The organism is Paenibacillus sp. FSL M7-1414 (genome assembly GCF_038003195.1).
Lineage (GTDB): Bacteria > Bacillota > Bacilli > Paenibacillales > Paenibacillaceae > Paenibacillus > Paenibacillus amylolyticus.
This window is the reverse complement of record NZ_JBBOOS010000001.1, coordinates 3581579-3606474: the sequence shown is the minus strand read 5'-3', so window position 1 is coordinate 3606474 and position 24896 is coordinate 3581579. Positions and strand designations below refer to the sequence as shown.

Below are 24896 nucleotides of genomic sequence, written 5' to 3'. Positions count from 1 at the left end.
TCTTCTCTAGTTATCTATTTAGTATTGGAATTTGTATTTCTATAAACTGTACATCTTGTTCTTGAGATAAGGGTAAATATAATTCCCTACCAGCTCCGTTCTCCTTGATCTGATAGTTATTATTCTCAATCCATGTAGCTAGATGAACACAGGCTTTACAGGCAAAGGTGGCATTGGAACGATAAGCTATGGTGGCCATCATGGGCTCGGCAGGAAGAGTCCGCTGTTGAAATGGGTCGGGAGGTGATCGCAGCTCACAGGTTAAGAAGTAACCTATTTCAAACTCGAACTCTTCCTCTTGTCCTGCGATTTCTTTCCACAAAACAACCTGAGGTCCGTCGATCAGTTGGCGCATTTCTTTTGTTAATGATTGATCAAACTGATGAAATAAACTCGGGATATCCTCTTCCCTCCCGCACCCTGTCTGAAAAAGAAACTGCCGAGCACCCTCCTCTTTGATTCGAATTTCTTGTCCAGTTTCGACGTGCCCCTCTTCCTCTATAAGCTGCATGCGTTCCTCAATCCGGACGAGTTTGGCTTGTTCCGTATCGATAATCTGCTGAATTTCGCTTCTTTTTAGCTTAAACATGCCTTGAATATTCTCCAATGTAATATGCTCCTGTAACAGCTGTGTGATTTGTGGCAACGTGAACCCCAATTCTTTATAAATGAAGATTCGGTTGAGCTCGAGAAGCTGATCTGCGGAATAGTAACGGTAACCCGTATCGTGATCTACCTTTCTCGGCTTAAGTATGCCAATCTGGTCATAATAACGCAGTGTTTTTAATGAGACCCTACTTAGCTTGGAAAACGCACTGATTTTGAACAACATATCATCTCCAATCTTTTAACATAATGCGAGTATATAGTTTCCCGTACAGGGGAAAGTCAAGGGTATATATGCTTCTCATTTGCCTAGCTAAATCAACCACCGTCCTTGTCATCACTCTATGTTGCTGTTAAATGTAAGTCAAAGAACCGTTTCTGAATGAAACGTTCATTTTTTTTGAACAAAAAAATGCCACTCATCGTGGCATTCTATTGGTACGCATTCAATTATCCTGCTCAGGCAGGTTTGTATTATTTTCCGGTTTCAGCAAATGTTTTAATGCGTTCCCCGATCTGGTCACGAACCCTTTGGAATACGGCCCATTTCTCTTCATCTGTACCTTGCGCTTTGGCAGGATCATCAAATCCCCAGTGTTCTCGCTTCACATGTGGAGGCGTCATTGGACATTTATCTGCTGCATCCCCACACAACGTGACTACGAAATCAGCGTTGTTCAACAACTCTGAATCAATGATGTCCGAGGTTTGAGTTGAAATGTCCAGATCAACTTCGTTCATGGCTTCAACCGCTTTTGGATTCAGACCGTGGGCCTCAATTCCTGCGCTATAGATATTCCAGTCCTCACTCAGATATTTCTTGGCCCAGCCTTCGGCCATTTGACTCCGGCAAGAGTTACCTGTGCACAGGAAGTACAGTGTTTTTTTACTCATGTTCATCGTCTCCTCGTTATTTGAATTATAGATTGCTTTTATAGAATGCTTAACCACAGATACAGACCCACTAGCGTAATAAGCAGAGTCGGAATGGTGATAATGATACCTGTCTTGAAGTAAGTGCCCCATGAGATTTTGACACCTTTGGTGCTCAGCACATGAAGCCAAAGCAGGGTCGCGAGTGAACCAATCGGGGTAATCTTGGGACCCAGGTCTGATCCAATAATATTGGCATAGATAAGCGCCTCCCGAACAGTCCCTGTAGCTGTGGTTGCATCAATGGCAAGCGCATCAATCAACACGGTAGGCATATTGTTCATCAGGGATGAGATGATTGCCGCGATAAAGCCCATACCCATTGTTGCAGCGAACAATCCTTGATCCGCCACAGCCTGAATGACTACGGCCAACAGATCGGTCAAACCTACGTTACGTAGACCATAAATCACGACATACATACCGATGGAGAAAAATACGATGGCCCACGGCGCTTCTTTGACAACCAATGTAGTCGGTACAGCAGAACTGCGGGAAGCCATGATCAGGAAGAATATCGCGACAATACCTGCCACAAAAGATACGGGAATTCCGATATATTCACTGGTAAAGTATCCAATAAGCAGAACCCCTAACACCACCCACGACAACCGAAACATCTTCATATCCTTAATGGCAGTTACCGGAGGTTTCAATTCACTTGCATCAAATCGTTTGGGAATACTCTTGCGGAAAAAGAGATACAGTACGCTGATACTCGCCGCCAGTGAGAACAGATTTGGAACAAACATCCTTCCTGCGTATTCCATAAACGTAATACCAAAGAAATCGGCAGACACAATGTTGACCAGGTTACTTACAACCAGAGGCAAGGAAGTTGTATCCGCAATAAATCCGCTGGCGATAATGAATGGAAATACTTTTTTCTCATCGAAATTCAGTGCACGTACCATGGCTAGAACAATCGGCGTTAGAATCAGTGCGCCTCCATCATTGGCAAAGAAAGCAGAAACCACCGCTCCCAGGATGGAGACGTAAACAAACATTCTTACACCATTGCCATGAGCGGCTTTGGCCATATGTAAGGCAGCCCATTCAAAAAAGCCGATACGATCCAGAATTAATGAGATCAGAATGATTGCGACAAAAGCAAGCGTGGCATTCCATACGATTTGTGTCACATCCCATACATCTTCCAAATTGACCACACCCACAAGTAAAGCAAGGATTGCTCCTCCGCAAGCAGACCAACCAATGGACAGGTTTTTAGGCTGCCAAATAACGAGTACAAGTGTAATCAAAAAGATAATGCAGGCTAACAGCGTAGAAAACAAAACCATACACCCCCTTTCAGTTCATCTTTTTTTATATTTGTATATAATGATATGCTTATATATTGAACAAAAATTAATTACACCCTGAAGTAAAGTTTTCTTTATTTAACGATTTAAGAATAGTTGCTGTATCCGGCATCAATTCCAGGACAGATGTAATATAGGGTGTATTCTCTACATTTAAAGAGTAGTATACCCACTGACCACGTTTATTTTCTTTAACCAAGCCTTGATCCTTCAGTTTGCGCAAATGTTGACTAATTCCAGGTTGTGACATGTCTAAAATCTCTACAAATTCACACACGCACCATTCACGTTCTTTGAGGAGTGTAAGGATCGTAAGGCGTGTTTTATCACCCAGCAATTTAAGCTTATCCGCTACCTCTTGCATAGAATCCATAGCACTTCCTCCTTTAATCACATATAAGTGTATGCTTATATTATAATATCAAAAAAATGAAGTCAATGTTTACTTGATGATTAAGTCCAAAAAGCGTTGGTTCGAATTCGAATCAACGCTTTTTGGAGTTTGTGATAATTTTTTAAATAAACAGATTATGATTGGCTTGTGATGCTTGTCCAAGATAGTAACCTACACCACCAATTTTGACTTGGTCTATTAATTCTTCACGCTGAATTCCCATTAAATCCATAGACATTTGGCAGGCAACGATCTCTACTCCTTGTGCAATTGCGCTCTCTATCAATTCTTCCAACGAAGGCACATGATGTTTTTTCATCAAACCACGGATCATCTTCGGGCCTGCTCCGAGCATATTCATTTTGGACATGCCAAGCCTCTGGCTCCCGCGAGGTAACATCATATCAAACATACGGCCGATCATAGTTTTGGATAACTTCTGCGGTTGCTGCTTGCGAATAATACTCAATCCCCAAAACGTGAAAAATAGGGTTACTTTCCGTCCACTGGCTGCTGCCCCATTTGCAATAATGAGTGAAGCGATCGCTTTGTCCAGATCACCACTGAAAACAACCATCGTGCTGGCAGGATCGCTGATTGGGGCATTGGATACGGGTTGTGCTGTATTTTTGGCAATGACAGACTCAATTGTACCGCCTTTCAGTCTTTCCAACTGCAAGATTGTGGAACCCGACATTGTGGCCCATGCTTTGACATCTTCATAGAATCCTGGATCGGAAGCTTTCACGCGAAGTGTTTCCCCGTTCGAGAGTTGATCCATTTTCTGCTTAACCTGAATTAGCGGACCAGGACAACTTAATCCACATACGTTCAACTCATGATCAATACGTTGCGGCTGTGTTGAGGCAGCGGGAAAAGACTCCTTTTCCTTAGCGTCTATCACAGGTTCAGGACGGTCTTTTTTTGCAGCAGTAAATGTAGCAGGCTTAAACTGGGCTTGACGGTATGTTTTATAACCACCACTCAAGTTTTTTACACTAAAACCATGCTGGCGCAAAATTTGCGAAGCAGTGTAACCACGTAAGCCGACTTGACAGTATAGCCAGATTTCTTTGGATGGGTCTAATTCATCTAAACGTTGACGAAGCTCATCAACTGGAATAGAGATTGAGTCCGGAATATGACCATTTTGATGCTCAATTTCACTGCGAACATCCAGAAGTATCGACTGCCCCGGCTGACGATCAGCCAGTTGATTATAGGTGAACGTCTGAACACGTCCAGTGATCATATTCTCTGCTGCATATCCAACCATATTTACGGGATCTTTGGCAGAAGAATAAGGTGGTGCGTAACTCAGTTCAAGCTCTGTTAAATCCCGTACATGTCCTCCAAAATGAATGGCTACAGCAATATCATCAATTCGTTTATCCACTCCATCATAACCGACTGCTTGTGCGCCCAAAATTTTACCTTCCGGAGTAAACAGCAGCTTAAGAGTAATTGCGCTTGAACCTGGATAATACGATGCATGAGAAGCAGGGTGTACGATAACGGTTTGATAGTCCACGCCCAGGCGCTGTAGTGTTTTTTCATTACTGCCTGTCGTAGCTGCGGTCATTCCAAATACTTTGATAATGGACGTACCTTGTGTTCCTTTGTAGGTAGATTGAAGCCCTGCGATACGGTCGGCAACAATACGGCCTTGTTTGTTGGCAGGTCCGGCAAGTGGTATCGTTGCCTTCGTACCATGAATAGTTTCCGTTACTTCGATGGCATCCCCAACAGCATAAATATGTGGCACACTACTTTCCAAGGCTTCATTTACGATAATATGTCCACGTGCACCCAGCGAAACGCCGCTATCTTTCAAAAAATAGGTGTCCGGCATTACGCCTATCGCAAGAATAACCATGTCAGCTGTCAACACATGACCATCGGCAAGTTCAACCCCTATGCCCTGCTCTAGGGAATGAAATCCCTGAACACGTTTGGAAAACAGCAGGTTTACACCATGATTCTCCATTTCCTGTGCTAATGCGGCTGCTAACTCGGTATCATAGGGTGTGAGTACTTGTGCGTTCCCCTCAATCAGCGTTACATCCAGACCAGCTTCCTTTAAATTCTCAGCCATTTCCACGCCTATAAACCCACCGCCTATGACGATCGAAGACTGGTTGTTAGAAGAATTTACCCGGTCTTTGATCCGATCAATATCTGGAATACTTCGTACGGTATAAATTAGCGGATTGTCCTTACCCGGCAGATCGGGAATGATCGGTTTTGCACCTGGTGATAATATCAACTCGTCATAGCTTTCTTCATATGCACCGCGCTCCTGAGACTGTATCTTAACCACTCGCTTCTGCGAATCGATAGCTACAACCTCACTTCTTGTACGCACATCGATACAAAAGCGATCTGCCATCCCTTTTGGCGTTTGCACCAGCAGACGCTCTCGATCATCGATGGAGCCACCTATATAATAAGGCAAACCACAATTGGCGAATGAAATGTAGGGCCCTTTCTCAAAGATAATAATTTCGGCATGTTCATCCAGACGGCGAAGACGTGCAGCTGCAGATGCACCTCCAGCTACACCGCCAACAATGAGTACTTTTTTGCTCATGATTCACAATCATCCTTTTCAAATAAAGTTTTGATAATCTGTTCAACCCGTTGATCGGCAAGCACATAGTTCACTTCAAGACCATTCCGCTCCGTAGCAACAATACCTGCACTACGAAGTTTCTGGAGGTGTTGTGAGACTGTTGATTGGGGAAGATCCAGACATTCCTGCATATAAGAAACATTACATTTTTTTTTCATCATCAGTCCCCGCACAATGCATAAACGAATGGGGTGAGACAAAGCTTTCAGCAGATTAGCTGGTTCATCGAACTGTTTAATGTTATTGCTGTCAAAAGCGGGAGTGTTCAAAAGTATTCCTCCTAAATCGTTATATCGTAATAATACGATTTATTGAATCTCCTGTCAAATGTATTCTGGAGTTAATGCGTTTAATAAGTTCCATACCCGCTCAACCCTACTGTTTTGGCTTGTTCCAGGTGGATGATAAAAATGCCTGCCAAAACCGCTAAAAGCGACATTTGACAGGCAATCATGCTGTATCAGGTCTTCATAAAATAGCGATTTAACTGAACGTCTTTTATTAGAGTATAACAGGCTGAATCAGTCCGTCCTTACCAAACAGAAGCGGGTCCATACATATTTCGCGGTGATACCCCTTTCCAGAGGAAAATCTGGATAGTGGGGTGACAAAACGGTGATAGGCAATCTGGTATTGACCCGTTTCGGAATCATTAAATATACAGTGATGACCTGTGCCCAGCATGCCCTTCTCCACATTTTTGCTCAGGATTGGGTATCGATAGGTAATTGGACCGTATAACTGCTCTGCCGTACCGTAATTCACATGATAGTCTTCACTGCCTGTGTCATCACAGGACCACGTAAAATGGTATAGTCCACCCTGCTTCAACACGGTTACCGCCTCACGAAAATCATGCAAGCCTGCCAAATTGCTCATTGTGTCCTCAACGACACTTATCATGTCTTCACCAAGCTCCACAATGGCACCATGTCCATTGCCAAATAGCAGATACGGTCTTCCATCATCTTCGACATAGATGGAGGGATCAATAGCTTGGCCCATAGTAATACCCAGACGTTTCAACTGCTCCATTGTGATTAAAGGCTGCGACTCGGCCAGAAATGGACCAATCGGTGTATCCGCTACAGCAACGCCAATGGCACTGTCGCCGTTCCGCATTTTGCCACAGAAATAAAAATAGAACTTTTCGTTACGGCTGGCAATTGCCGGTGCCCAGGCATTACCGGTTGCCCAGGCGACATCCTCTGTTCCCAGATCAAGGATCACGCCTTCGTCTTGCCAATGCTTCAGGTCTGAAGAAGAAAACACTTTGAACTGTGTCCCCGACCACCCCTCGAAGCCATCTGTTGTTGGATACATATAGTAGCGATCCCCAAACTGTGCGACATCAGGATCGGCATATTGTCCGGGAAGCACCTGATGACCATCCCCAAAAGCCGCGAGAAGCCGGCTGCACTCCTCAGCTGTGATTGGCAGGACACTTCCATGCCGCTTTTGAGTCGTTCCCATATCGAATTCACCATCAGGGACGATTCGGAATTCTCCACTTCCCAGATCTGTAGTCAGCAGAGGAAGATAACCCTTGCCTTCAGCAAATCGATCAACGATCAGACACCATTCCTCCCGGTCATTGAATTTAAAGATTTGAGGTCCCTCCACACCTGCCATAGCCTCCAGTACCGGAGCTTGAAGTGTAACAAATGCCCCATTGTCGAGAGAGTCTCCTTTTTCTACCCGTATGTTTTTGGTTGTTTCATCCTTGGAGTATCGATAATAAGAGCCATCCGCAGGAAGAATCGTTGTATCAATAATATGATTATCCCGCTCAATGTATTTTTCCGATGCAGAAAACGTACGAAAGTCTTTTGTACGAGCGCTGTATATTTTTTGTTTTCGTTCTTGCTCCTGAGGTTCCTGCGTCGCAGAAGCCCAGAATACAAGAAACTCATCTGCCATTTCATCATACACAGCTTCTGGTGCCCAGACACATCCAGCGCCCTCAACACCTAGTGTAACGTTCCATGGGGATGACCAGTTCACGAGATTGCTGGATTCCCATATAATTACGTCACGGCTCCCGGCATTAACGGCATGAGTCCATCCTTTGCCGCTTGCGATGCAGAGATCCGTAGCAATCAGATAAAATTTATTATCCTTGACTGAACGAACCAGAAAAGGGTCCCGTACCCCCTTTTCTCCAAGGTCGGAAAACAGCACAGGTGATCCGCCATTAAGGTCCTTCCAGTGAAGACCATCCTCGCTATAGGAGAAATAAACCTGCTCTCCGTCTGGTTGTTCGCCAATAAAATGTACAAAGAGATACCCATCATAATTTGGAGTTGTTTTGGTCAATGGTAAAGAGCCTCCTGAAAATGAAATTGATTGTATACTAACAGTAATATAAAAAATGAAAGCGTTCTACTTATGTTGTATCATACTTCAAAAACAGCGGAATGAGTATATTTTTGTAATCTCGTATGTAGAAGATCATGTGAATCTATCGCAGGAAATATATTGCCCTGATTGGAATGTTTGACTTGCTCCTCATGCAAAGAATTATCACATCGCCTTTATTTTGTTTATTTTACCTCAGGTATACAAAGTTCTTGGTGTTCATTTACATATAAATGCTAATCTTCTTAATGATGAACAAATGAATATAGATTCATGCATTCATTTTTGTTGTTGAGATATTACGAGGAGGAATCATTGTGAAATTATCCAAAAGAGTATTACCAGCGGTAGCGCTGACTCTGGCTGTATCGGCTTCTACTCTCTTGTCCGGCGGACAAGCAAGTGCCGTTCAAGCTGTAAGTGTGGAGAAAAAACAAATCAAGAACATCATCTTCCTCATTGGGGATGGCATGGGGACCTCTTATACTTCCGCCTACCGTTATATGAAAGATGATCCTTCGACGAAGGGCATGGATAAAACCGTATTCGACCCTTATCTGGTTGGAGCACAAATGACCTATCCGGATGATGATAAACAAAATGTAACGGATTCCGCTTCCGCGGCAACGGCCATGTCCGCGGGCGTGAAAACATACAATGCGGCCATTGCGGTTGACCCTGAGCAGAAGGAAGTCAAAACCGTACTTGAGCAGGCCAAAGAAAACGGGAAAGCCACCGGACTCGTGGCTACATCGGAGATCACTCATGCCACACCAGCTGCATTTGGTGCCCATGATATCAGTCGAAAAAATATGGATGCTATTGCGGACGATTATTATGATGAGTTGATTAATGGCAAGCATAAGATGGATGTACTTCTGGGTGGAGGGAAATCCAATTTTGTACGTGAGGGTCGTGACATGACGAAGGAGTTCCAGAAGGCCGGTTTCAGCTATGTGACGGATCGTTCCTCTCTCCTTGCTGATAAGAATCAACAAGTTCTTGGACTGTTTGCGGACGGAGGGCTGGACAAGTTGATTGATCGTAGTGCTGCAACTCCATCATTAGCTGAGATGACCAATACAGCGATTGATCGCCTCAGTTCGAACGACAAAGGATTCTTTTTAATGGTCGAAGGCAGCCAGATCGACTGGGCAGGACATGATAATGATATCGTTGGCGCGATGAGTGAAATGGATGATTTCGCAGCAGCATTTCAGGCAGCTATTGATTTTGCCAAAAAAGACGGTGAAACACTTGTCGTAGCTACTGCCGACCACTCCACGGGCGGACTTACGCTTGGAAAAGACGGAGAATACAACTTCTTCGTAGACCCAATCAAAGCTGCACTGCGCACACCTGACTTCATGGCAGCACAAATTGCAAAAGGTGCTTCGGTTGAAGAAACACTGAAAAGTTATCTCAAACTGGAGTTGAAACCTGAAGAGATTCAATCGGTGAACGAAGCAGCCAAAAGTGCGGATGTAACAAAGATTGATAATGCTATTGAAGCGATTATTGATAACCGTTCATATACCGGCTGGACAACAGGTGGACATACAGGTGAAGATGTTCCGGTCTATGCCTACGGCCCGGCAAGTCATCGCTTCGCTGGTTTGATCGACAACACAGATAATGCCAAGATCATATTTGATATTCTCAGCAAGCACCAGTAATTCGACAATAATTCAGTAGTTTACGATCATCCCTTCTCTTCTTTCATCCGAAGAGAAGGGATTTTTTTCATAAAATCCTTATTGATATGCCACTCTACCTTTTTATGAACATCCTCAACCGTAGCCGTTCTATACTTGGCTTTTTTCATGACCGAAACTTGTCCATTCACTTCGAGTAAGGCGTATGCCTATTTCGAATTTGCTAATATGCATTATATCCCATGGAGTTGGTTAACTTATACAACACCACTTGTATTGAAGTGAGAGAAATCCGATAAATGCTGATGCGGCTTATAGTGAAACTACAGAAGTAACAAAGCTTTGGAGGAAAATGGCATGTTAGGAAACATTCTGTTGGGTATGGTCATTCCCATTATATTGGGTGTATGGATTCTGCGTCGGAACTTTACAATCCTTATTCTATATTATCCACTTGGTGTGGCTATTTCAGCATCCATCAACAATATCGGATTTAATTACTTCTGGAATATTCTGCCGAATACTCATAATCAATCCTTGGCTGCTCTTCCAATGGATCTTGGAGTCTATCCGATCGCCGGCTGCTTGATGATGTATGCCATTATCGTCAAAGGTGCCAAGCCATGGTTGGCGATTCTTGTTGCATCATTGTCGATGACATTAATCGAATGGGTTGCCAAAATGATGGGGCATGTCATTTATTTTAATGGATGGAACATTCTTTGGACCTTTTTGTCATACCTCCTGCCATTTGTTCTTGCTTATGGTTACAGCAAATTATTGAGGTATACCAAGTGAAGTTTTACTGAAGCTTTCCACTAATAAGGCAGGACAGATGATATGGGTTAACGCTGATGGGCATATGTGCATATCTTAACTCATATTCGTCTTGGAGGGATTCGTAATGTATGTGGCATATCCTTATGGTTACAGGTACACTTTTACTCCGGTATGGGCAACATCATCAGCCGAAGCACTTGAATTAATCAAAACGGCTGTGCAAGGAGAACGAAACGATGAGGTGTTCTATGATTCACTGATTCAGTTGTCACCCGATGCCAATCAGGCTGCCATCATCACGAGCATCCGCAATGATGAACGCGGACATAATCAAATGTTCCGCCAAATGTACAAGGATCTGACAGGTCAGGAGATTACGGGCATAAGCAGTGAGCCGGTTGAGACGGTCACCTCATATCTTGCCGGACTGCAAAAGGCGTTTCAGGGTGAATTGGCGGCCGTGGAAAAGTATAGAAAAATATGGTTTGGTCTCCCTTATGGCATATATAAAGACACGGTGTGGGGAATCATCCTGGACGAACAGAAACATGCGGATAAATATAACAATCTGATTACCTACAATTTGCCGAGATAGTCATGTATGGGATGAAAAACGCGCGTATTCTTTTAAAAATGAACAATTGAAAGCAGTAAAAAACCAGTGAATAATTAAAGCTCACTGGTTTTTTTGCTTTGCCGAGTCGCTCTTTTATAATCCTGAGTTTAAATGCACTCTTCCAACATATCAGGTTCTACATGAACGTGAACGGTGTATACGTCATGTTCCTCCATTAACTCGTTCTCTACGTCTGTACAGATATCGTGTGCTTGTTGAAGATCCAGCTCAGCATCAACTGTTATGACAACATCCACTACAACGTTATTGCCATAGTTCCGCGCTCTCACGTCTTTAACTGTCTCTACGCTGTCAATTCCGGCAATCGTTTTTTTGTACTCCTGAATCAGTTCAACATCAAAACCGTCCGTCAGATGATGTGTGGCTTCCTTGAAAATGTCCCAAGCGGTCTTGCAGATCAGGAAACCTACGATGACAGCCGTTACAGGGTCCAGCCATGGGAGGCCGAACTGGGAACCCACGATCCCAATGACCGTACCGGTGCTCACCCAGGCATCGGAAATGTTATCACGAGCCGCAGCCATGACTGCCTGACTTTTAATACGAGTAGCAAGTCTCTTGTTATAGCGATAGACCAGATACATGATAACTGCGCAGAAAATGCCTGTGTACCCAGCGATGATATCCGGAGATTCATGTGTACCCCGGAACACAGAACTAATGGCTTCAAACAGTACTTGTAAACCTACTGCCATCATAATGAAAGAAGCAACTAGTGACGCAACGGTCTCTGCTCTCCAGTGACCATATGTATGATCTGTGTCGGCTGGGCGTTGGGCAAGCTTCAAACCGATCAGTACAGCTATTGAGGCCACAATATCGGTGGCATTGTTTAATCCATCCGCCTTGAGCGCTTCTGATCCGGCCATATTGCCAACGATCAGTTTTAATACGGTCAAACATATGTAGGCGATAATGCTGATGATAGCTCCGCGCTCCCCCAGCTTTAGATTATCGTATTTAAGTTGATCCACATGATATCCTCCTGCAATCTTCAATTCAAGCACGTGTATGATGGTACCATTGAAGATTTGTGTGGGTCTAGAGAAACGTTTTGAGTGTGACGAAACATAATCTGAACGCGGCAATTTTTTTACGAGCATCCAAAAAAGTTGGATTTGGCAAACTTAAGTGATTAATGGGTGGTAAGAGGAAGGTGGCCGACTGCCTTCCCTTGTAACCACACTTTCTTACACTTAGACACAAAGAGCCAAATGGATCGTTCTGATCCACTCGGCTCTTAGCGTTATTTTACAATCATTTGTATAACATCACGTACCGTTGTTCCACTTCCATTCATAAATCACTGCCCTTATTCAGAAAGTGTCGATTCAACTGGCGCCTCATTGGCAAGCGGCTCCGAATCATCGGAATGCCGTTCGAACATAACTGCGTCAACCCTCGTATAGATCATATCCGCAGGAAGCGTTGGCGGGTCTACCGTGGTAGGCGAAACTCTGGTTAACCGGACATACTCGCTACCGTCACCCGTAAAGTCGAACGTTCCCAGATTAACCCAACCCGATGAGCCGGCCGTTGCATCGATATAGGTGACCTCGGTACCCGTTTTATGTTTCACTTCCACTTTGACATTGTTATCGTTTGCCGTCGTATGGACGAGTTTGTAGATCGAGACCGTATATTTCCCCTCTGGGAACTGGCCTTTCCACGTTGCTGATGAGCCTTGAACTGTTGAATAGCGGGATTTAACCCCAATTTTGTATCCTGCTAAATTGCTTTGGCTCCAAGACCCTTCTGTCGTGTATAACCCCGTTGTATTTGTACTATCGACGATAACCGTTAGGTCCCTGATCTTGATGTTCAAAGGTGGTGTGGTTAAGGTCACTCCGTCAATCGTAACAGTAGCCCATACCTCAATGTGATCCGTGTTCCCATCAAGATTAAGAAGGGTCAACACCCCACTGTTATTCACTTCGGCAAGATCCGTACGATCAACGAAATACTGCACATCGGCCTGTGTAAGATCACCGACCAAACCGTTATCCAAATAACCTGTTACGCTCAGTTGTGCGGTTTGAGTCATCTGTAGCTCGTTCCGATCGGATAGGATCACAGCAGACTCCAATTGCGGTATCCTGTTTGGGTCCACCCACATGATTGAATCGGCAACGACTCTGGACTTGTTGGCCTTATTGGTTAGTTCTACGTACCCGCTATCGCCTTCAGCAAAAGGATAATCCCCCAGGTGCACCCAAGTACCATTCGCTGTTGTCTCATCAACTGTCACCGTCTCGGAGCCTCCGCTATAATAAACGGTAAATGAGGCATTTGTTGCCCAATTTTCACTCGCAACAGTGATTTGCGGAATCTTGTAATACACACTGTAAGTGACACTTTCTGGCAGCTCAGGCCGCCATCTCATTTTGCTTGTCGCTGTGCCGGTCGTAGATTTGGCATACACATAGTTATCATAATAATAATCGTTAGCCGTCGTATCCCTTATCCAGACGCCTTCTGTCTCCGCCTCTGTATTATCCACAATGATGGTTGAACTATCCTGCCCATCGGGTTGGACTGGAGTTTCCGTTACCTGATCTGGCAGATAAAGTGTCCGCTTGCGGGTCTGTTTCCCCTCCGATTCCACGTAATACGTGAAAGTTTGGGATAGATCATTCACTCGTATCGACCATTCCATCGGATAGATCGTATCTGGGATGGTCGTGTACGTTGCCCCGCCATCCAGGGAATAATGGATTGTCGCTGGTTTCGTTGTTTTGGCCTGCACATAAGCATCGTAGGCCGTTTCGTCGGGCTTAACGATCAGCATGCCTTTAACCGCATCAATTGGACTGTGAGTATCAAAGTAATAACTTGCATCCGATGTATCTGCCGTTCTGACCTGATGCAGCGGTACATCAATATCAAGTCCCTCTACAATGATCGCGGTGATGCCCTTGCCTGAAACCGTGGCTTGAATGATTCCACCACTCATAACTGCTTGTTCTGGTGTACCATTGTCGCGGATGATCGTTACGTTATAATCCTGTGCCGGGTTGAATCCAATGATATGTTCATTCAATTCAATCGGAGTCTGAACTTCTTCTGAAGATGCATTGCTTAATCCGATGTAAAATTTAACCCCGCTCTCACCCGTTATCCAATTCAATTGAGGATGGTTGGTCTTAATAATCCCCTTAGGCATCCAGAGCCAAACGTCCGAATTACCATAAAATTGACCTGGTTTATTCCCATAGAGGTGATATTTGAACCATAAAAAATTCGTTTCAAATACGGAAGGAAACGTAATGCTCCCGTTTGATTTCAATGATTGTTCGCTGATCAAATAATCCATCGTTTGCCCGAGTTGCCCAGGGATATGGTGATAATAGATGGATGTAGCCCCGCTGGGGCCTTCCAGAGGAAAGTCTGGTTCAAGTTGACTAACGGCGAAACCCTTATAGTAATAACCTGGATAACTGGAATATCGGCCAATAACCGCATTATGAGCAATATCTTGCAGTAGTTTATCCCCTGTATAAAGCGACAATCTCAACATGAATGGAGCTTCCTGAGCATTCATCCGATAATAACCGGTTGTACTACCTGCTTCAAACGTCAATCCGCTTGGTGAAACAAGCCAACGCTCCGCTTGAACACCTCCGGCAATATCTTCTGGGAGCTTGAGTCTAGGATATTGAAATTTACCACTTTCCGGCCAATGGAACGACTCCGCGTAATTATATGTCTCCGGCTGCGGAATCGTAACGTTACCTTCAGGAACTGGACGAGCAACAAACATGGTTGCATACCGTTTGGCTTCCTTATAGGCGGCATCCAAGTATTTGGGATCCTGAGTTTCCTCATATAGCTCCAAGATCTCCATCCACAGCTTGCTATAATAATAAATGAACTCATTTTTACTCACATCGACAGATGCAGGCGTATCGATATGTTGCGTGATATAACTGTCGGCTGCATCCTTCGCAGCCTGCAAATACTGCGCATCTCCCGTCATCCGATACATCATCAGGGGTTGAATAACAGGCCCGCGGTCTTTCTGATCCGGGTCTCGTACGAGGTATTCTTCCTGTGCCAGCGCCCCAATGCCTGCCGAAGTGCCCATCATCTGATTGACAGCGGCTACGCTTGAAACATCAAACGGCAGAGTAGCCATTTTCCATAACGAAGGCACACCGTATACTTTCTTTTGCGTTGGCGACCAACCGATACCATTTCGCGATACGCCATACTGGACGGACGGCAGTGCTCTCGTATCGTATAGCTGGTCATCTCCAGTTAGATAATAAGCCCCCAAAAGAACTGCATTCGAGCTTGTTCGAACGCTGTCCTCGTTTTCGATATCAATAAAACCCTTGGCACGGCTCCACCACCCGCTGGGTGATGGGACATAATTAACAGAGTCGTCTCCTTGCGGCTCAATTTTAAGGAGATCAATCATATTAAACATCGCGTCAGTAAGCGACTGATCTGACACATTTTTCCGGTATGCCGAATAATCGTACTCATTGCGAAGAATATCCACGTAGGACTCATATAGATTGCTTTTTTGAGCGATTAGCCCCATATGAAATTGATAGGTGTTTTCTGCGGTCATTTGCGAATAAGTCCCTAATTGAGGCGCATACAGGATTGGCTGCACGCTGCCTTCGTTGTTAACCAGGCTCATGCCAAGCCGTTGTTTCGTAACACCTCCCGTCGGTTCAAATTCAACCGGAAGCTCTGCCGAAGGTACAAATACGCCATACGTCAATGGATTTCCTGAACCATCTTTTTTCTCAACCAGGCTCATCGGAGCGCTCAGCTCTCTTAAACTTGTTGATTCCACCGTACCTACCATTTTGGCATGTGACCTGAATCCATTTAACACTTCATTGATGCCCGAGACTGTCTCTGTTGTGAAGGACTGATATCCAATCACATAATTGCCGTCGCGGCGAGGCGTAAAGGCAAAAGAAACATCTGGTTTATCCCCTGCCATGGACCAGTTCACTTCAAAATCGTAATCACTGCCATGCGTAGAATCGGTTAATACCGCCGTCTGGCTGTCGGGAAAATGGACCCCGTCGAATGTAATCCAGCGTTTGTTCATCGTATCGTAGTAATTGGTTCGGCTCCCCGCATTCCCGTCCAATAAAACCCATTGTTCCTCAAGTCTTTCCGATTCATTATTGATTGGAACCCAGTTCCCTGTCTCCGTGTTTTTGTAGAACATGTCACGCACGATGGATTTACCTTCGCCCCATGTTGCCTCATAGAAGGTTGCCTTGTAGTTTGCGTTTTCGATGCTGCCTTTCTCTGTGTAACTGAGATTCGTTAATGTGCGGCTCCGCAGCGGGGGCAATGGTGGTGCCTGTTGACGGATATTCCCCTCGAACTTGACTGCATCGGCCCGCGTAATAATTGTACCCGTAGAAGGCTGTGTTCGAGTCAGCCTGACAAATTCGCTATCATTACCACTAAACTCATACTCCCCCAGATCCACCCATCCAACCGATGGACCTGACGAAGGTCTTAGATCCATAAACTTAACATCCGTAATCCCGTTATGAACAATCTCAATCTTCACATTACTATCTGCTTTATCCGCCCAATCCAGCTTATAGAACGATATTCTCGCCGTCCCTGCTTCCAAGCGTGGATTCCAGGTGATGCTTCTACCTACAGCGTCTGTAAATTTGGAACTGGAATTATTGTATCCCTTCACTCCCGCGCTTGTGCTCCAATATGGAGCGGAGAATCCGTTATTAGCGTTGCCGGAATCAACCGTAACGACATGATCAATTGTGAGGCTCCCATCATCAATGATGATTGTCTTATGTGGCTCTTTCTGCGTTATATTCCCTTCGAACTTGACCGCATCCGCGCGTGTAAGGATCGTGTTTGTGGTGCCGGTAGACCGGGTCAATTGAACGAATTCTTCACCAACTCCAGAAAAATAGTACTCTCCCAAATCAACCCACCCTGCTGGAGCGCCAGATGAGGGTCTTAGATCCATAAAGACTACATCCGTTGTTCCATTATGAACAATTTCGATTTTTACATTGCTATCAGCCTTATCCGCCCAATCCAGCTTATAGAACGATATTTTCGCGGTTCCTGCTTCCAAGCGTGGATTCCATGTTATCGTTCTGCCTGCTGTACTCGTATATTTGGTGCTGGAAAGATCATACCCCTTCGCCCCTGTGCTTGTAGTCCAATTTGGAGCCACATATCCATTGTTCTCGTTACCCGCATCAGGTGTCACAACATCATTGATCTTGATACTCCCGTCATCGATGATAATCGTCTGATAAGGTAAGGTCTCCGCATCAGCGGCCCTTATTCCGATCAGGCTGGAAGGAACTACGACCGTCAACATGAAAACGATGAAAAAAAACAGCTTCCTTTTGACCATACAATTCACAGCCTCTCCTCATAATGATAACGCTTCCAAAAATAAGTTACTTCTGCCTAATCCCGCTCTGTCGTTTTTATCTTAGCATGTTACATGACGGTGAAATTTCTTTCATTTTAAGAATTTCTTATACGATTTTAAGTAAAAAAAGAAACCTACATCCTAATTGATTGCTCAGTTGCAGTCAGATAGAATATAGGTCTTTCAAGTGTTCCAAGAGGACTTATCAATTATAAAGGCGGCTGCACCAATAACAACTTTCCAAGCTGAATGACCGTTTGATCATACCAAGCTGGATGCTGCCGAATATGTTCCATACTTCGTTTATTGCCACTTGCCTCAAACACGGCCGCTTTGTCAGTTTTCTCGTGATCGATCTCGAAGCGAACTGTATGTTTCCCATTTGGTAGCTCCGGCAAGAAAACATATTGATTTCGATTATGATCGTTGTAGGGCGTGAATCGATCAACAAGGAAGGGTTCCCCTCCATCCACCGACACCTTCAATCGGCCAGAATCCGGCCCCCCGATATCAAATAAGCCGATGTGGGTTCCCTCAAACTCCACTGTGATCGCCTCTCCGGGATCAACTGCTCGCCATAGACCGGGGAACAACCAATCATACTCACGCACTAAAGGAAAATCATCAGAGGTCATGTAAGACCATCCTGGTGAAAAATGAGTAAGTTGATCCAGTGGCAGCATGGTTGCATACTCCCAAGGATTGGCTGGTACCAAAGTGTCTTGTGGCAAATGATGTTCCACTTTTCCCGGGTGATCTTGAAGTTCGCTCATTTTCTCAAATGACTGGGTGATTGTATCTGTGTAAATCTGATGTCCTTCGGGAATCGTTGGATGGATCGAATCATGCGTGAAAATAACGGCTCCGGGAATGGCCACGTCTGCCCTTGAGGTGAAAATGAGCTTTCCATCCGAAACCAGTTGACTGACCGCTACGCCCAGATGAATGGAAGGAATGCCGTAATAGTCGGCGACTTCCTCTTGCATAAGAGCGCCCTTCTGGTATTCGCCGGATTGAAATAAGGCCACATCCCGCTCCTTAACCGTATATACAAACAGGATATCGGTAAACCGGCTCCGCTTGCGAATCTGTCGGACAATGCCTTCGATCCGCGCTTTGGATTCGGGTACTCCCCCATCGTTTCCAACAAATTCAACAAACACGAGATCAGGCTGATGACGAAGCACATCTGTCTCCAAACGGGCGCAGCCGAGGTCCGATCCTGTTCCATCAATGCCTGCGTTCACAGTCCGGATATCGGCATGGGGATATTGCCCTCGCAGCCAATCTGCCGTCATGACCCTATATCCTTTCGAACGTGTATTACTGCCGCCCAAATAGACGATTGTTACTGTTTCCCCATTTTCCAACTTTTGAATGACATTAGGCAGCCCTCTTCGTGGGAAAAATTCCTTCATCGTGACTTCACCTGCTCTCACTTAGCGTTTTTAGGAGCAAAAAGTTTTACAGCAAACACTTCATAATATGGCGAACCATACGTTGCACAGAAATCAAACCGGATTTGAGTTACACCTTTTGCAAGCACCTGATGTTTGTTCAACGAAAGATAATTCCCACGGACTTTAATTGCACTCTCAGTTCCATCTTCCAAGGTTAGAGTCACATCATAATCTTGGATCAGTGGCTCGATCGGATCGTCGAAATGTTCCAAATTCAGCTGCGAATTGAAAACAAGATGGATTTCATCCAGATTTTTGGGGCTAGCAAAACCAAATTCCAACCATTCCTGTCCTTCCGAACGTTCAGAAATCCAGCCGTTAGGCAGACCATAGGGTCTGGAGAAGCCGTTGACGACATTGGCGGGATTATACATATCCTGGGATGGTAGCAGATCCTTGAAACAAATGCTCTTATTAAGCTTCTTCAGTCTGGACGGCTCTTCCGGCTTGTAAAGGAAGCTCACCGCTCCTGTCAATTTCTCTTCATTGCTGTGTACAGTGAGGTCCGCCGTACCTTCCAATACGATATAGATTTTGTCGTCTTCTGGCTTCTTGCAGCTGAGGTCCAGTGTAATCCAGTCATCGTGACCCGCTGAAATCACCAAGTTGTAGCCTTTCAGCTCGCTGGTGGGAATATAGTTTTCCTTCCGATCCCCGCCAAAAAGCTTCACTTGCAACGTTTCCGAATGCTCGGATCTATTTTTAATTTTGATCTGCACGCTTTCAACCAGAGATGTTTGGATCGGCAAAACCAAACATAACGCGTTCTCCAAGGAGATTTCTTCGGTTGGATGAAGATGTTCATAGCTTCGCTGAGACGAGGCACGAATCGTTAATCCGTCAGCGAAATAAGGATCCAACGGCTCTTGAAGCCCTACAATTGTTTGCCCGTCTCGAAGCAGCTGCGCCTGAAGCTCACCCATATGGGCTTTGACGATGGCCGCGGGGTCTGTATCATATTTTACGCATAACGCAGCAGCCGTTCCTACCGCCTGCCCCATACAACCACAAGTTGCCATCACCCTTGTAGACCCAAAAGCCACATGGGTAGCGCTTATATTTCGCCCAGCGAACATGAGATTAGGAATATTGCGTGAAAATAAGCTGCGAAACGGGATATTATACAATCCCGGCACAAAGTTCCACGCGGTAGCCGGCCCCTCATCGTAGATGCCTTTATTTGCATGCAGATCCATATACCAGCCTCCGACGGACACAGCATCTTCGAAATGAGTCTTTGTTGTAAGATCGTTCTGAGACAGCATGTGTTCCCCTATAAACCGCCTCGACTCCCGCTTTCCCGGAATCGGGCATACATAATCCAGGATAAGATTGTCTACATCATCAAACTCACCGCTATTTTTGATATAATCCCATATCCCATAAACCAATTTCCGCAGTTCTAATGCAATGTCTTCATTATTCTTGATAATATCCATATGTCCGCCGTATTCCAGCCACCACAATCCGCCAAGCCCGTTGATTTTCCTTGGAAAAGACCGATGGTTTAATCCTTTTCTGATACTATCAAAAAACTCCAGCTTCGTAATATCATACGCAAAGCCTGGCCTTTTGTAAGGAACGGAATAGTTTACGTCACGGGCTTGAAACAGAATCGTATCACCCATCGTGTAATGATCCGCCACTTCTGGAGCGAGCTCCTCCTGGTATTCATGCTTCGCCTCTCTTCCCCATCGGAAGTGAGCACCTGATTGATATCCAACAATTCCATCGCCGGAGCAATCGATATAGGTCGGGCTTTCAAAACGAAATTTTCTCTCTGAAGCCAATTGAAGGCCCTCCACCCATTGAATTCTGCCGTTCTCCAAGCCCGTTTCATGCACACATGTATTCAGAAATAGAGAAATGTTGGGTTCATCATACACCATGTCAAGCAAGACCGTATCCGAAAGTGAAAGCATAAGTTTTTTGTTGTATAACGGATTATAATGAAAGATCTTCAGTTTGAGTTCTTCCACCAACCCGCCTTCGCGAGCATAATAGGATGGACTGTTTCCGAGATATGCCGACCCGTTAATGTGAACTCTGACCTCGCTGCTCGCATTTCCACCCAGAACTGGCCGATCATTGATAAGTGAAACCAGCAACCCTTGGCGTGCGGCAGCAATGGCAGCGCATATCCCGGCAATTCCTCCACCTATGACGGTTACATCTGATTTCATAAGCTCCATTTTGATAACCTCCATGATTAGATGCTCCTATCATGGTAATGGTTTTGACCCCTTTTTTTTTACAGGATTTTGCGAAAAAATCATACATTTTTTTGTATCCTTATTTGAATTCCTACCGTGTCATTTTTATCCGATATTGCTTAGGTGTATCCCCCGTATATTCTTTAAAAAGTTTGCAAAAGTACCCTTCATTGACGATGCCTACTTCCTCGCACAATTCCAATAATGAATAATCTCGAACGTTTAACAACTCGAGGGCGAGATGGATTTTTTTACGGTTAATGTAGCTGATCACGCCTTCGTTCATTGTTTTTTTGAATAAGCTACTAAAATACGATGGTGCTAAATTCACTTCCTCGGCAATTGCCTCCAACGTTAAACGTTGTTTCAGGTTTGTCTCTATATAATGCATTGCACTCATAATTTCTGCACGATGTAATAGTTGGCCCGCATGCACGTATTCGAATGTGAAGTCGCCAATATAGGCGAGTTGCTCCTGAAAAGCCATAAATTCCATGGGGAAGTCTGGAACTTCCGTGGCCATCTTATTCCCCGATTTAAATTTCACGGTAATGTCTCTGTACAAATCTCTAATCATTGGCGCCATGATAGACTTGTGAATTTTATGGTCCGTAACAAATTGCGACAGATCGGCAAGTGCATTTTCCAGCTCTTCCTTGGAAATCTTCCTCTTCAGGCGTATAAGAAAATCAGCCAGCTTCTGTTGAAAATCTGCTTTTTTGTCATTATGGTATTGGAACCGATGCATCGGTGTTTTTACGACTTTTTCGGTATGATAATAGAAATCCTCACTCACATTTTTAGCTTCCGTGTACGCCTGTTTGATCGATTCCCAGCCTCGATGCGGACTTCCAAAAGCGACAGATACCCTTTTATTCAAATATTGATGCAAATGAGAGATGATCTGCCCTCCCAAAGATAGGCAAGCATATTCCGTTTCCATATCACTGCGGTTATTTTCCCAAGATAAAAAGCCAATAAAACGATTATCCGACAGATCCGCAGCTACGCCACTGCTACCATTCATCACCGTTTCTTCGATGATATTTGTAATCGCATACTTCAAGATGTTTTGATCTGCGGCCGCGTATTCGTTTCGGAAACTTTCATATGTATTCATTTCAACGATGAAACAGCAATAGTTGGCTTGAAAGAAATGAAACTGCATGCGATTGGCAAAATCCGATGCCCGATGAGAAGGAATTTCACCTCGGATCAATTCGTTAAAAAATTGCTTGCGGACTCTGTATTTATTTTCAAGCACGGATACGTTTAATGAGTGAAACTCCGCCTCTTTTTTCTCAAACTCATTTAAAATTCCGGCTGCCTTATCCAACGCTCGATTCAAATCGGCTTCCCGCAGCGGAACCTTTACAATGTACTCCAATACGTTGGCTTGAATCGCCCGCTGAGCGTATTCGAAGGATGAATAGGCGGTCAGAAGTATGTATTGGGTATGGGGGAGCTCTGCCTTGAGCTCCTCAATCATGGAGATGCCATCCATACGCGGCATTACAATATCGGATATGACGATATCCGGTTTAAGTTTTATGATCTCCTCGATCCCATTCAGCCCATTATTCGCTTTGCCCACCAGAACAAATCGTCGATCCCTATGAGAGAGTTCATTAAAAAACAATTCCAATCGTTGAATGATCAGGTCTTCATCGTCAACAATGAAGCAGGTATAGTCTCTCCCCATTATGCATCTCCTTTTGGCAATTCTGCCGGGAATACAGCGCGTATACGGGTTATTTCCTTAGGTATGCTTATGATTTGCAGTCCGAATTGATCTCCGTAGTGGAGTCTTATTCGACCATGAATATTGTTCAGCCCGATTCGTTTTCTTTTTACTTCCTCTTCACTCGGTTCTGAGATTAAAATATGCTTTATTTTATCAGCTGGAATTCCCTCGCCTTGATCAACAACTTCGATGATAACGATACTGTCCTCCCTGTACGCATGAATCGTAATAGGTCCCTCAATTCCCCCTCCGTTATAACCATGGAAGATGCTATTCTCCACAAGGGGCTGCAGCAGCATTCGAAAAACTGGAAAATCCATCAGTCCTGCTTCGATAATTTCAATCAAGTTGAAGTTTCGGTTATACCGAATGTTCTGGATCTCGATATAGTCCGCAACATTGCGTAATTCCTGCCGTAGGGAAACCTTCTCAGATGCATCGTCTATCCCATACTCCAATAATGAAATTAGTGACCCGATCACCACATCTACTTTCTCTATTTGTCCGAGACGTATCACATTGCTGATTGAACCAAGTGTGTTATACAGAAAATGTGGGTTTATTTGAGACTGTAACACCTGGATTTCCAGCTTCCGCTCAAGTTCATTATGAAGCTCGGCCCGGCGAATCAGTTCCACAATTTGTTGCAGCATACGATCGAATGCTCGTGAAAGATCGCCAAACTCATCGTTTCGATTAATCGTTACTGTTGTTGTGAGGATGCCTTGTTCCACCTGCTTCATTTTTGTTTTGAGCGTATAAAGTGGTTTTCTTATATATTTGGCAACCAAAAAAGAAATGAACAAACTTAAAATAAGACCGGCAGCGAGAAGCTCGAGGTAATAGGTTTCTAATCTGGACAACGCTGCTTTTAAGCGTGATTCATCGTTGATCGAGATGATGGTCCAGTTGAACTTCTCCGTTGGTTTTTTCAAAAGGGAGACCGGAATACCATCGTTGGTATACAGTTGAAGGTTTGTTTCTGTTGTATCCAGAATTTCTTCCGCTGACGTCTCCCCAATCGAAAAAGAATGATCTTGAATATTCAGAGGTCCTTTATTTTCAGAAAATCCGGCAATGATCTTACCTGAAGCAGTGATCAGAGCCAGATTCATTTGTTCCTGTTTATTAATCTTGAACAAGGTTTCTTCAATGGCATTTAGATCCAAATCAACCGCAATGGCCATAGGAAACGGAGCACCGTTCAGATATCGAACCATCGTAACGGTCCAGCCGGAATACTTCGATTTGTAAGGTTCACTAACAAAGGTAGTCCTTCTATTCTTGTCAGCCGCATCAAATAAAGGTGCTCTTTCAGATAAAGGTTCATCGAATATCCGAGTAGGTGTACTTCCGCCCAGAATGGATAAATCACTTTTGATCAAATAAATATTACTGACATAAATACTGTTGAGTTCATACAGCTCTCTTAATTGCTTTTTAATCACTTCGGTATTGTTAATGTTGGCTTTCACTGATGTTTCAACTGAGAAGAGAATTGTCTGGAAGGAGGAAAAATTAACGGTAAAATACTGGTCAACCTTGTCTAATATTTGATTGGTGTAAAAAATGTCATTGGTTCTTATTTCCTTTTGGACATAACGATAAGACAATTGGCTTATCAAGATGATGCAGCCTAATACAAAGGCAAATACGATAAAAAATAATTTTAAAGGCAAGCTGATTCTTCTTCGCATCCATCATCTTCCTTTTAGTTCCGTTTTAAACTAAGAATAGCATATGCTAATAAAGAGAGGGGCTACGA

16 protein-coding genes are annotated in these 24896 nt (G+C 44.3%); 3 read left to right on the top strand and 13 right to left on the bottom strand.

Annotated elements, in window-relative coordinates; genetic code table 11:
• Positions 1-10: 10 nt before the first annotated feature.
• The 7 genes from MHH92_RS15620 to MHH92_RS15590 all read right to left on the bottom strand — a co-directional run bounded on the left by MHH92_RS15620 (position 11) and on the right by MHH92_RS15590 (position 8203).
• Positions 11-829 carry a MerR family transcriptional regulator gene (locus MHH92_RS15620; protein WP_339199987.1) on the bottom strand — a complete coding sequence of 273 codons (819 nt, stop codon included), beginning with the start codon at positions 827-829 and terminating at the stop codon, positions 11-13.
• Positions 830-1080: 251 nt separating this feature from the next.
• A complete protein-coding gene (gene arsC / locus MHH92_RS15615; RefSeq protein ID WP_047843093.1) occupies positions 1081-1500 on the bottom strand; it encodes an arsenate reductase (thioredoxin) in 420 nt (139 codons plus the stop codon).
• A 38-nt stretch (positions 1501-1538) separates the two neighbouring features.
• Positions 1539-2840 carry an arsenic transporter gene (locus MHH92_RS15610; protein WP_340904741.1) on the bottom strand — a complete coding sequence of 434 codons (1302 nt, stop codon included), beginning with the start codon at positions 2838-2840 and terminating at the stop codon, positions 1539-1541.
• Positions 2841-2907: 67 nt separating this feature from the next.
• Positions 2908-3234 (bottom strand): ArsR/SmtB family transcription factor, encoded by a 327-nt coding sequence (locus tag MHH92_RS15605; RefSeq protein WP_253508665.1) that lies wholly within the window; start codon positions 3232-3234, stop codon positions 2908-2910.
• 142 nt (positions 3235-3376) lie between these two features.
• Entirely contained in the window at positions 3377-5845 is a 2469-nt protein-coding gene (locus MHH92_RS15600; RefSeq protein ID WP_340904738.1) for an FAD-dependent oxidoreductase, read from the bottom strand.
• Positions 5842-6156, bottom strand: coding sequence for an ArsR/SmtB family transcription factor (locus MHH92_RS15595; RefSeq protein WP_036615511.1), 315 nt, complete (start codon positions 6154-6156; stop codon positions 5842-5844). Before MHH92_RS15595 ends, MHH92_RS15600 begins: the two co-directional genes overlap by 4 nt.
• 232 nt (positions 6157-6388) lie before the next feature.
• Entirely contained in the window at positions 6389-8203 is a 1815-nt protein-coding gene (locus tag MHH92_RS15590) for a family 43 glycosylhydrolase (protein WP_340904735.1), read from the bottom strand.
• A 356-nt stretch (positions 8204-8559) separates the two neighbouring features.
• On the opposite strand from MHH92_RS15590, the gene MHH92_RS15585 reads away from it, so the two are divergent.
• The 3 genes from MHH92_RS15585 (at position 8560) to MHH92_RS15575 (ending at position 11275) form a co-directional block, all read left to right on the top strand.
• Positions 8560-9921, top strand: a complete 1362-nt coding sequence (locus tag MHH92_RS15585) for an alkaline phosphatase (RefSeq protein WP_340907689.1) — start codon at positions 8560-8562, stop codon at positions 9919-9921.
• A gap of 336 nt (positions 9922-10257) precedes the next feature.
• On the top strand, positions 10258-10698 hold the full coding sequence (locus tag MHH92_RS15580; protein ID WP_339187150.1) for a CBO0543 family protein: 441 nt from the start codon (positions 10258-10260) through the stop codon (positions 10696-10698).
• A 106-nt stretch (positions 10699-10804) separates the two neighbouring features.
• Complete coding sequence (locus MHH92_RS15575) at positions 10805-11275, top strand: ferritin-like domain-containing protein (protein WP_036671366.1); 471 nt, start codon at positions 10805-10807, stop codon at positions 11273-11275.
• 128 nt (positions 11276-11403) lie between these two features.
• On the opposite strand, the gene MHH92_RS15570 is transcribed toward MHH92_RS15575, so the two are convergent.
• The 6 genes from MHH92_RS15570 to MHH92_RS15545 all read right to left on the bottom strand — a co-directional run bounded on the left by MHH92_RS15570 (position 11404) and on the right by MHH92_RS15545 (position 24828).
• Entirely contained in the window at positions 11404-12291 is an 888-nt protein-coding gene (locus MHH92_RS15570) for a cation diffusion facilitator family transporter (protein ID WP_340904732.1), read from the bottom strand.
• A 338-nt stretch (positions 12292-12629) separates the two neighbouring features.
• Positions 12630-17693, bottom strand: a complete 5064-nt coding sequence (locus MHH92_RS15565; protein ID WP_340904731.1) for a golvesin C-terminal-like domain-containing protein — start codon at positions 17691-17693, stop codon at positions 12630-12632.
• Positions 17694-17923: 230 nt separating this feature from the next.
• A complete protein-coding gene (locus MHH92_RS15560) occupies positions 17924-19132 on the bottom strand; it encodes a GDSL-type esterase/lipase family protein (protein ID WP_340904730.1) in 1209 nt (402 codons plus the stop codon).
• 17 nt (positions 19133-19149) lie between these two features.
• A complete protein-coding gene (locus MHH92_RS15555; RefSeq protein ID WP_340904729.1) occupies positions 19150-21381 on the bottom strand; it encodes an FAD-dependent oxidoreductase in 2232 nt (743 codons plus the stop codon).
• A gap of 97 nt (positions 21382-21478) precedes the next feature.
• Positions 21479-23089 (bottom strand): response regulator, encoded by a 1611-nt coding sequence (locus MHH92_RS15550; RefSeq protein WP_340904727.1) that lies wholly within the window; start codon positions 23087-23089, stop codon positions 21479-21481.
• On the bottom strand, positions 23089-24828 hold the full coding sequence (locus tag MHH92_RS15545) for a sensor histidine kinase (RefSeq protein ID WP_340904726.1): 1740 nt from the start codon (positions 24826-24828) through the stop codon (positions 23089-23091). The genes MHH92_RS15550 and MHH92_RS15545 overlap by 1 nt, the downstream gene beginning before the upstream one ends.
• Positions 24829-24896: the final 68 nt, after the last annotated feature.

What these genes read in the sequence shown, in the direction of transcription:
- MHH92_RS15600 (WP_340904738.1), bottom strand. Translation starts at nt 5,845, where the DNA reads ATGAGCAAAAAAGTACTCATTGTTGGCGGTGTAGCTGGAGGTGCATCT.
- MHH92_RS15575 (WP_036671366.1), top strand. Translation starts at nt 10,805, where the DNA reads ATGTATGTGGCATATCCTTATGGTTACAGGTACACTTTTACTCCGGTA.
- MHH92_RS15605 (WP_253508665.1), bottom strand. Translation starts at nt 3,234, where the DNA reads ATGGATTCTATGCAAGAGGTAGCGGATAAGCTTAAATTGCTGGGTGAT.
- MHH92_RS15545 (WP_340904726.1), bottom strand. Translation starts at nt 24,828, where the DNA reads ATGCGAAGAAGAATCAGCTTGCCTTTAAAATTATTTTTTATCGTATTT.
- MHH92_RS15555 (WP_340904729.1), bottom strand. Translation starts at nt 21,381, where the DNA reads ATGGAGGTTATCAAAATGGAGCTTATGAAATCAGATGTAACCGTCATA.
- MHH92_RS15550 (WP_340904727.1), bottom strand. Translation starts at nt 23,089, where the DNA reads ATGGGGAGAGACTATACCTGCTTCATTGTTGACGATGAAGACCTGATC.
- MHH92_RS15610 (WP_340904741.1), bottom strand. Translation starts at nt 2,840, where the DNA reads ATGGTTTTGTTTTCTACGCTGTTAGCCTGCATTATCTTTTTGATTACA.
- MHH92_RS15560 (WP_340904730.1), bottom strand. Translation starts at nt 19,132, where the DNA reads ATGAAGGAATTTTTCCCACGAAGAGGGCTGCCTAATGTCATTCAAAAG.
- arsC (WP_047843093.1), bottom strand. Translation starts at nt 1,500, where the DNA reads ATGAGTAAAAAAACACTGTACTTCCTGTGCACAGGTAACTCTTGCCGG.
- MHH92_RS15580 (WP_339187150.1), top strand. Translation starts at nt 10,258, where the DNA reads ATGTTAGGAAACATTCTGTTGGGTATGGTCATTCCCATTATATTGGGT.
- MHH92_RS15565 (WP_340904731.1), bottom strand. Translation starts at nt 17,693, where the DNA reads ATGGTCAAAAGGAAGCTGTTTTTTTTCATCGTTTTCATGTTGACGGTC.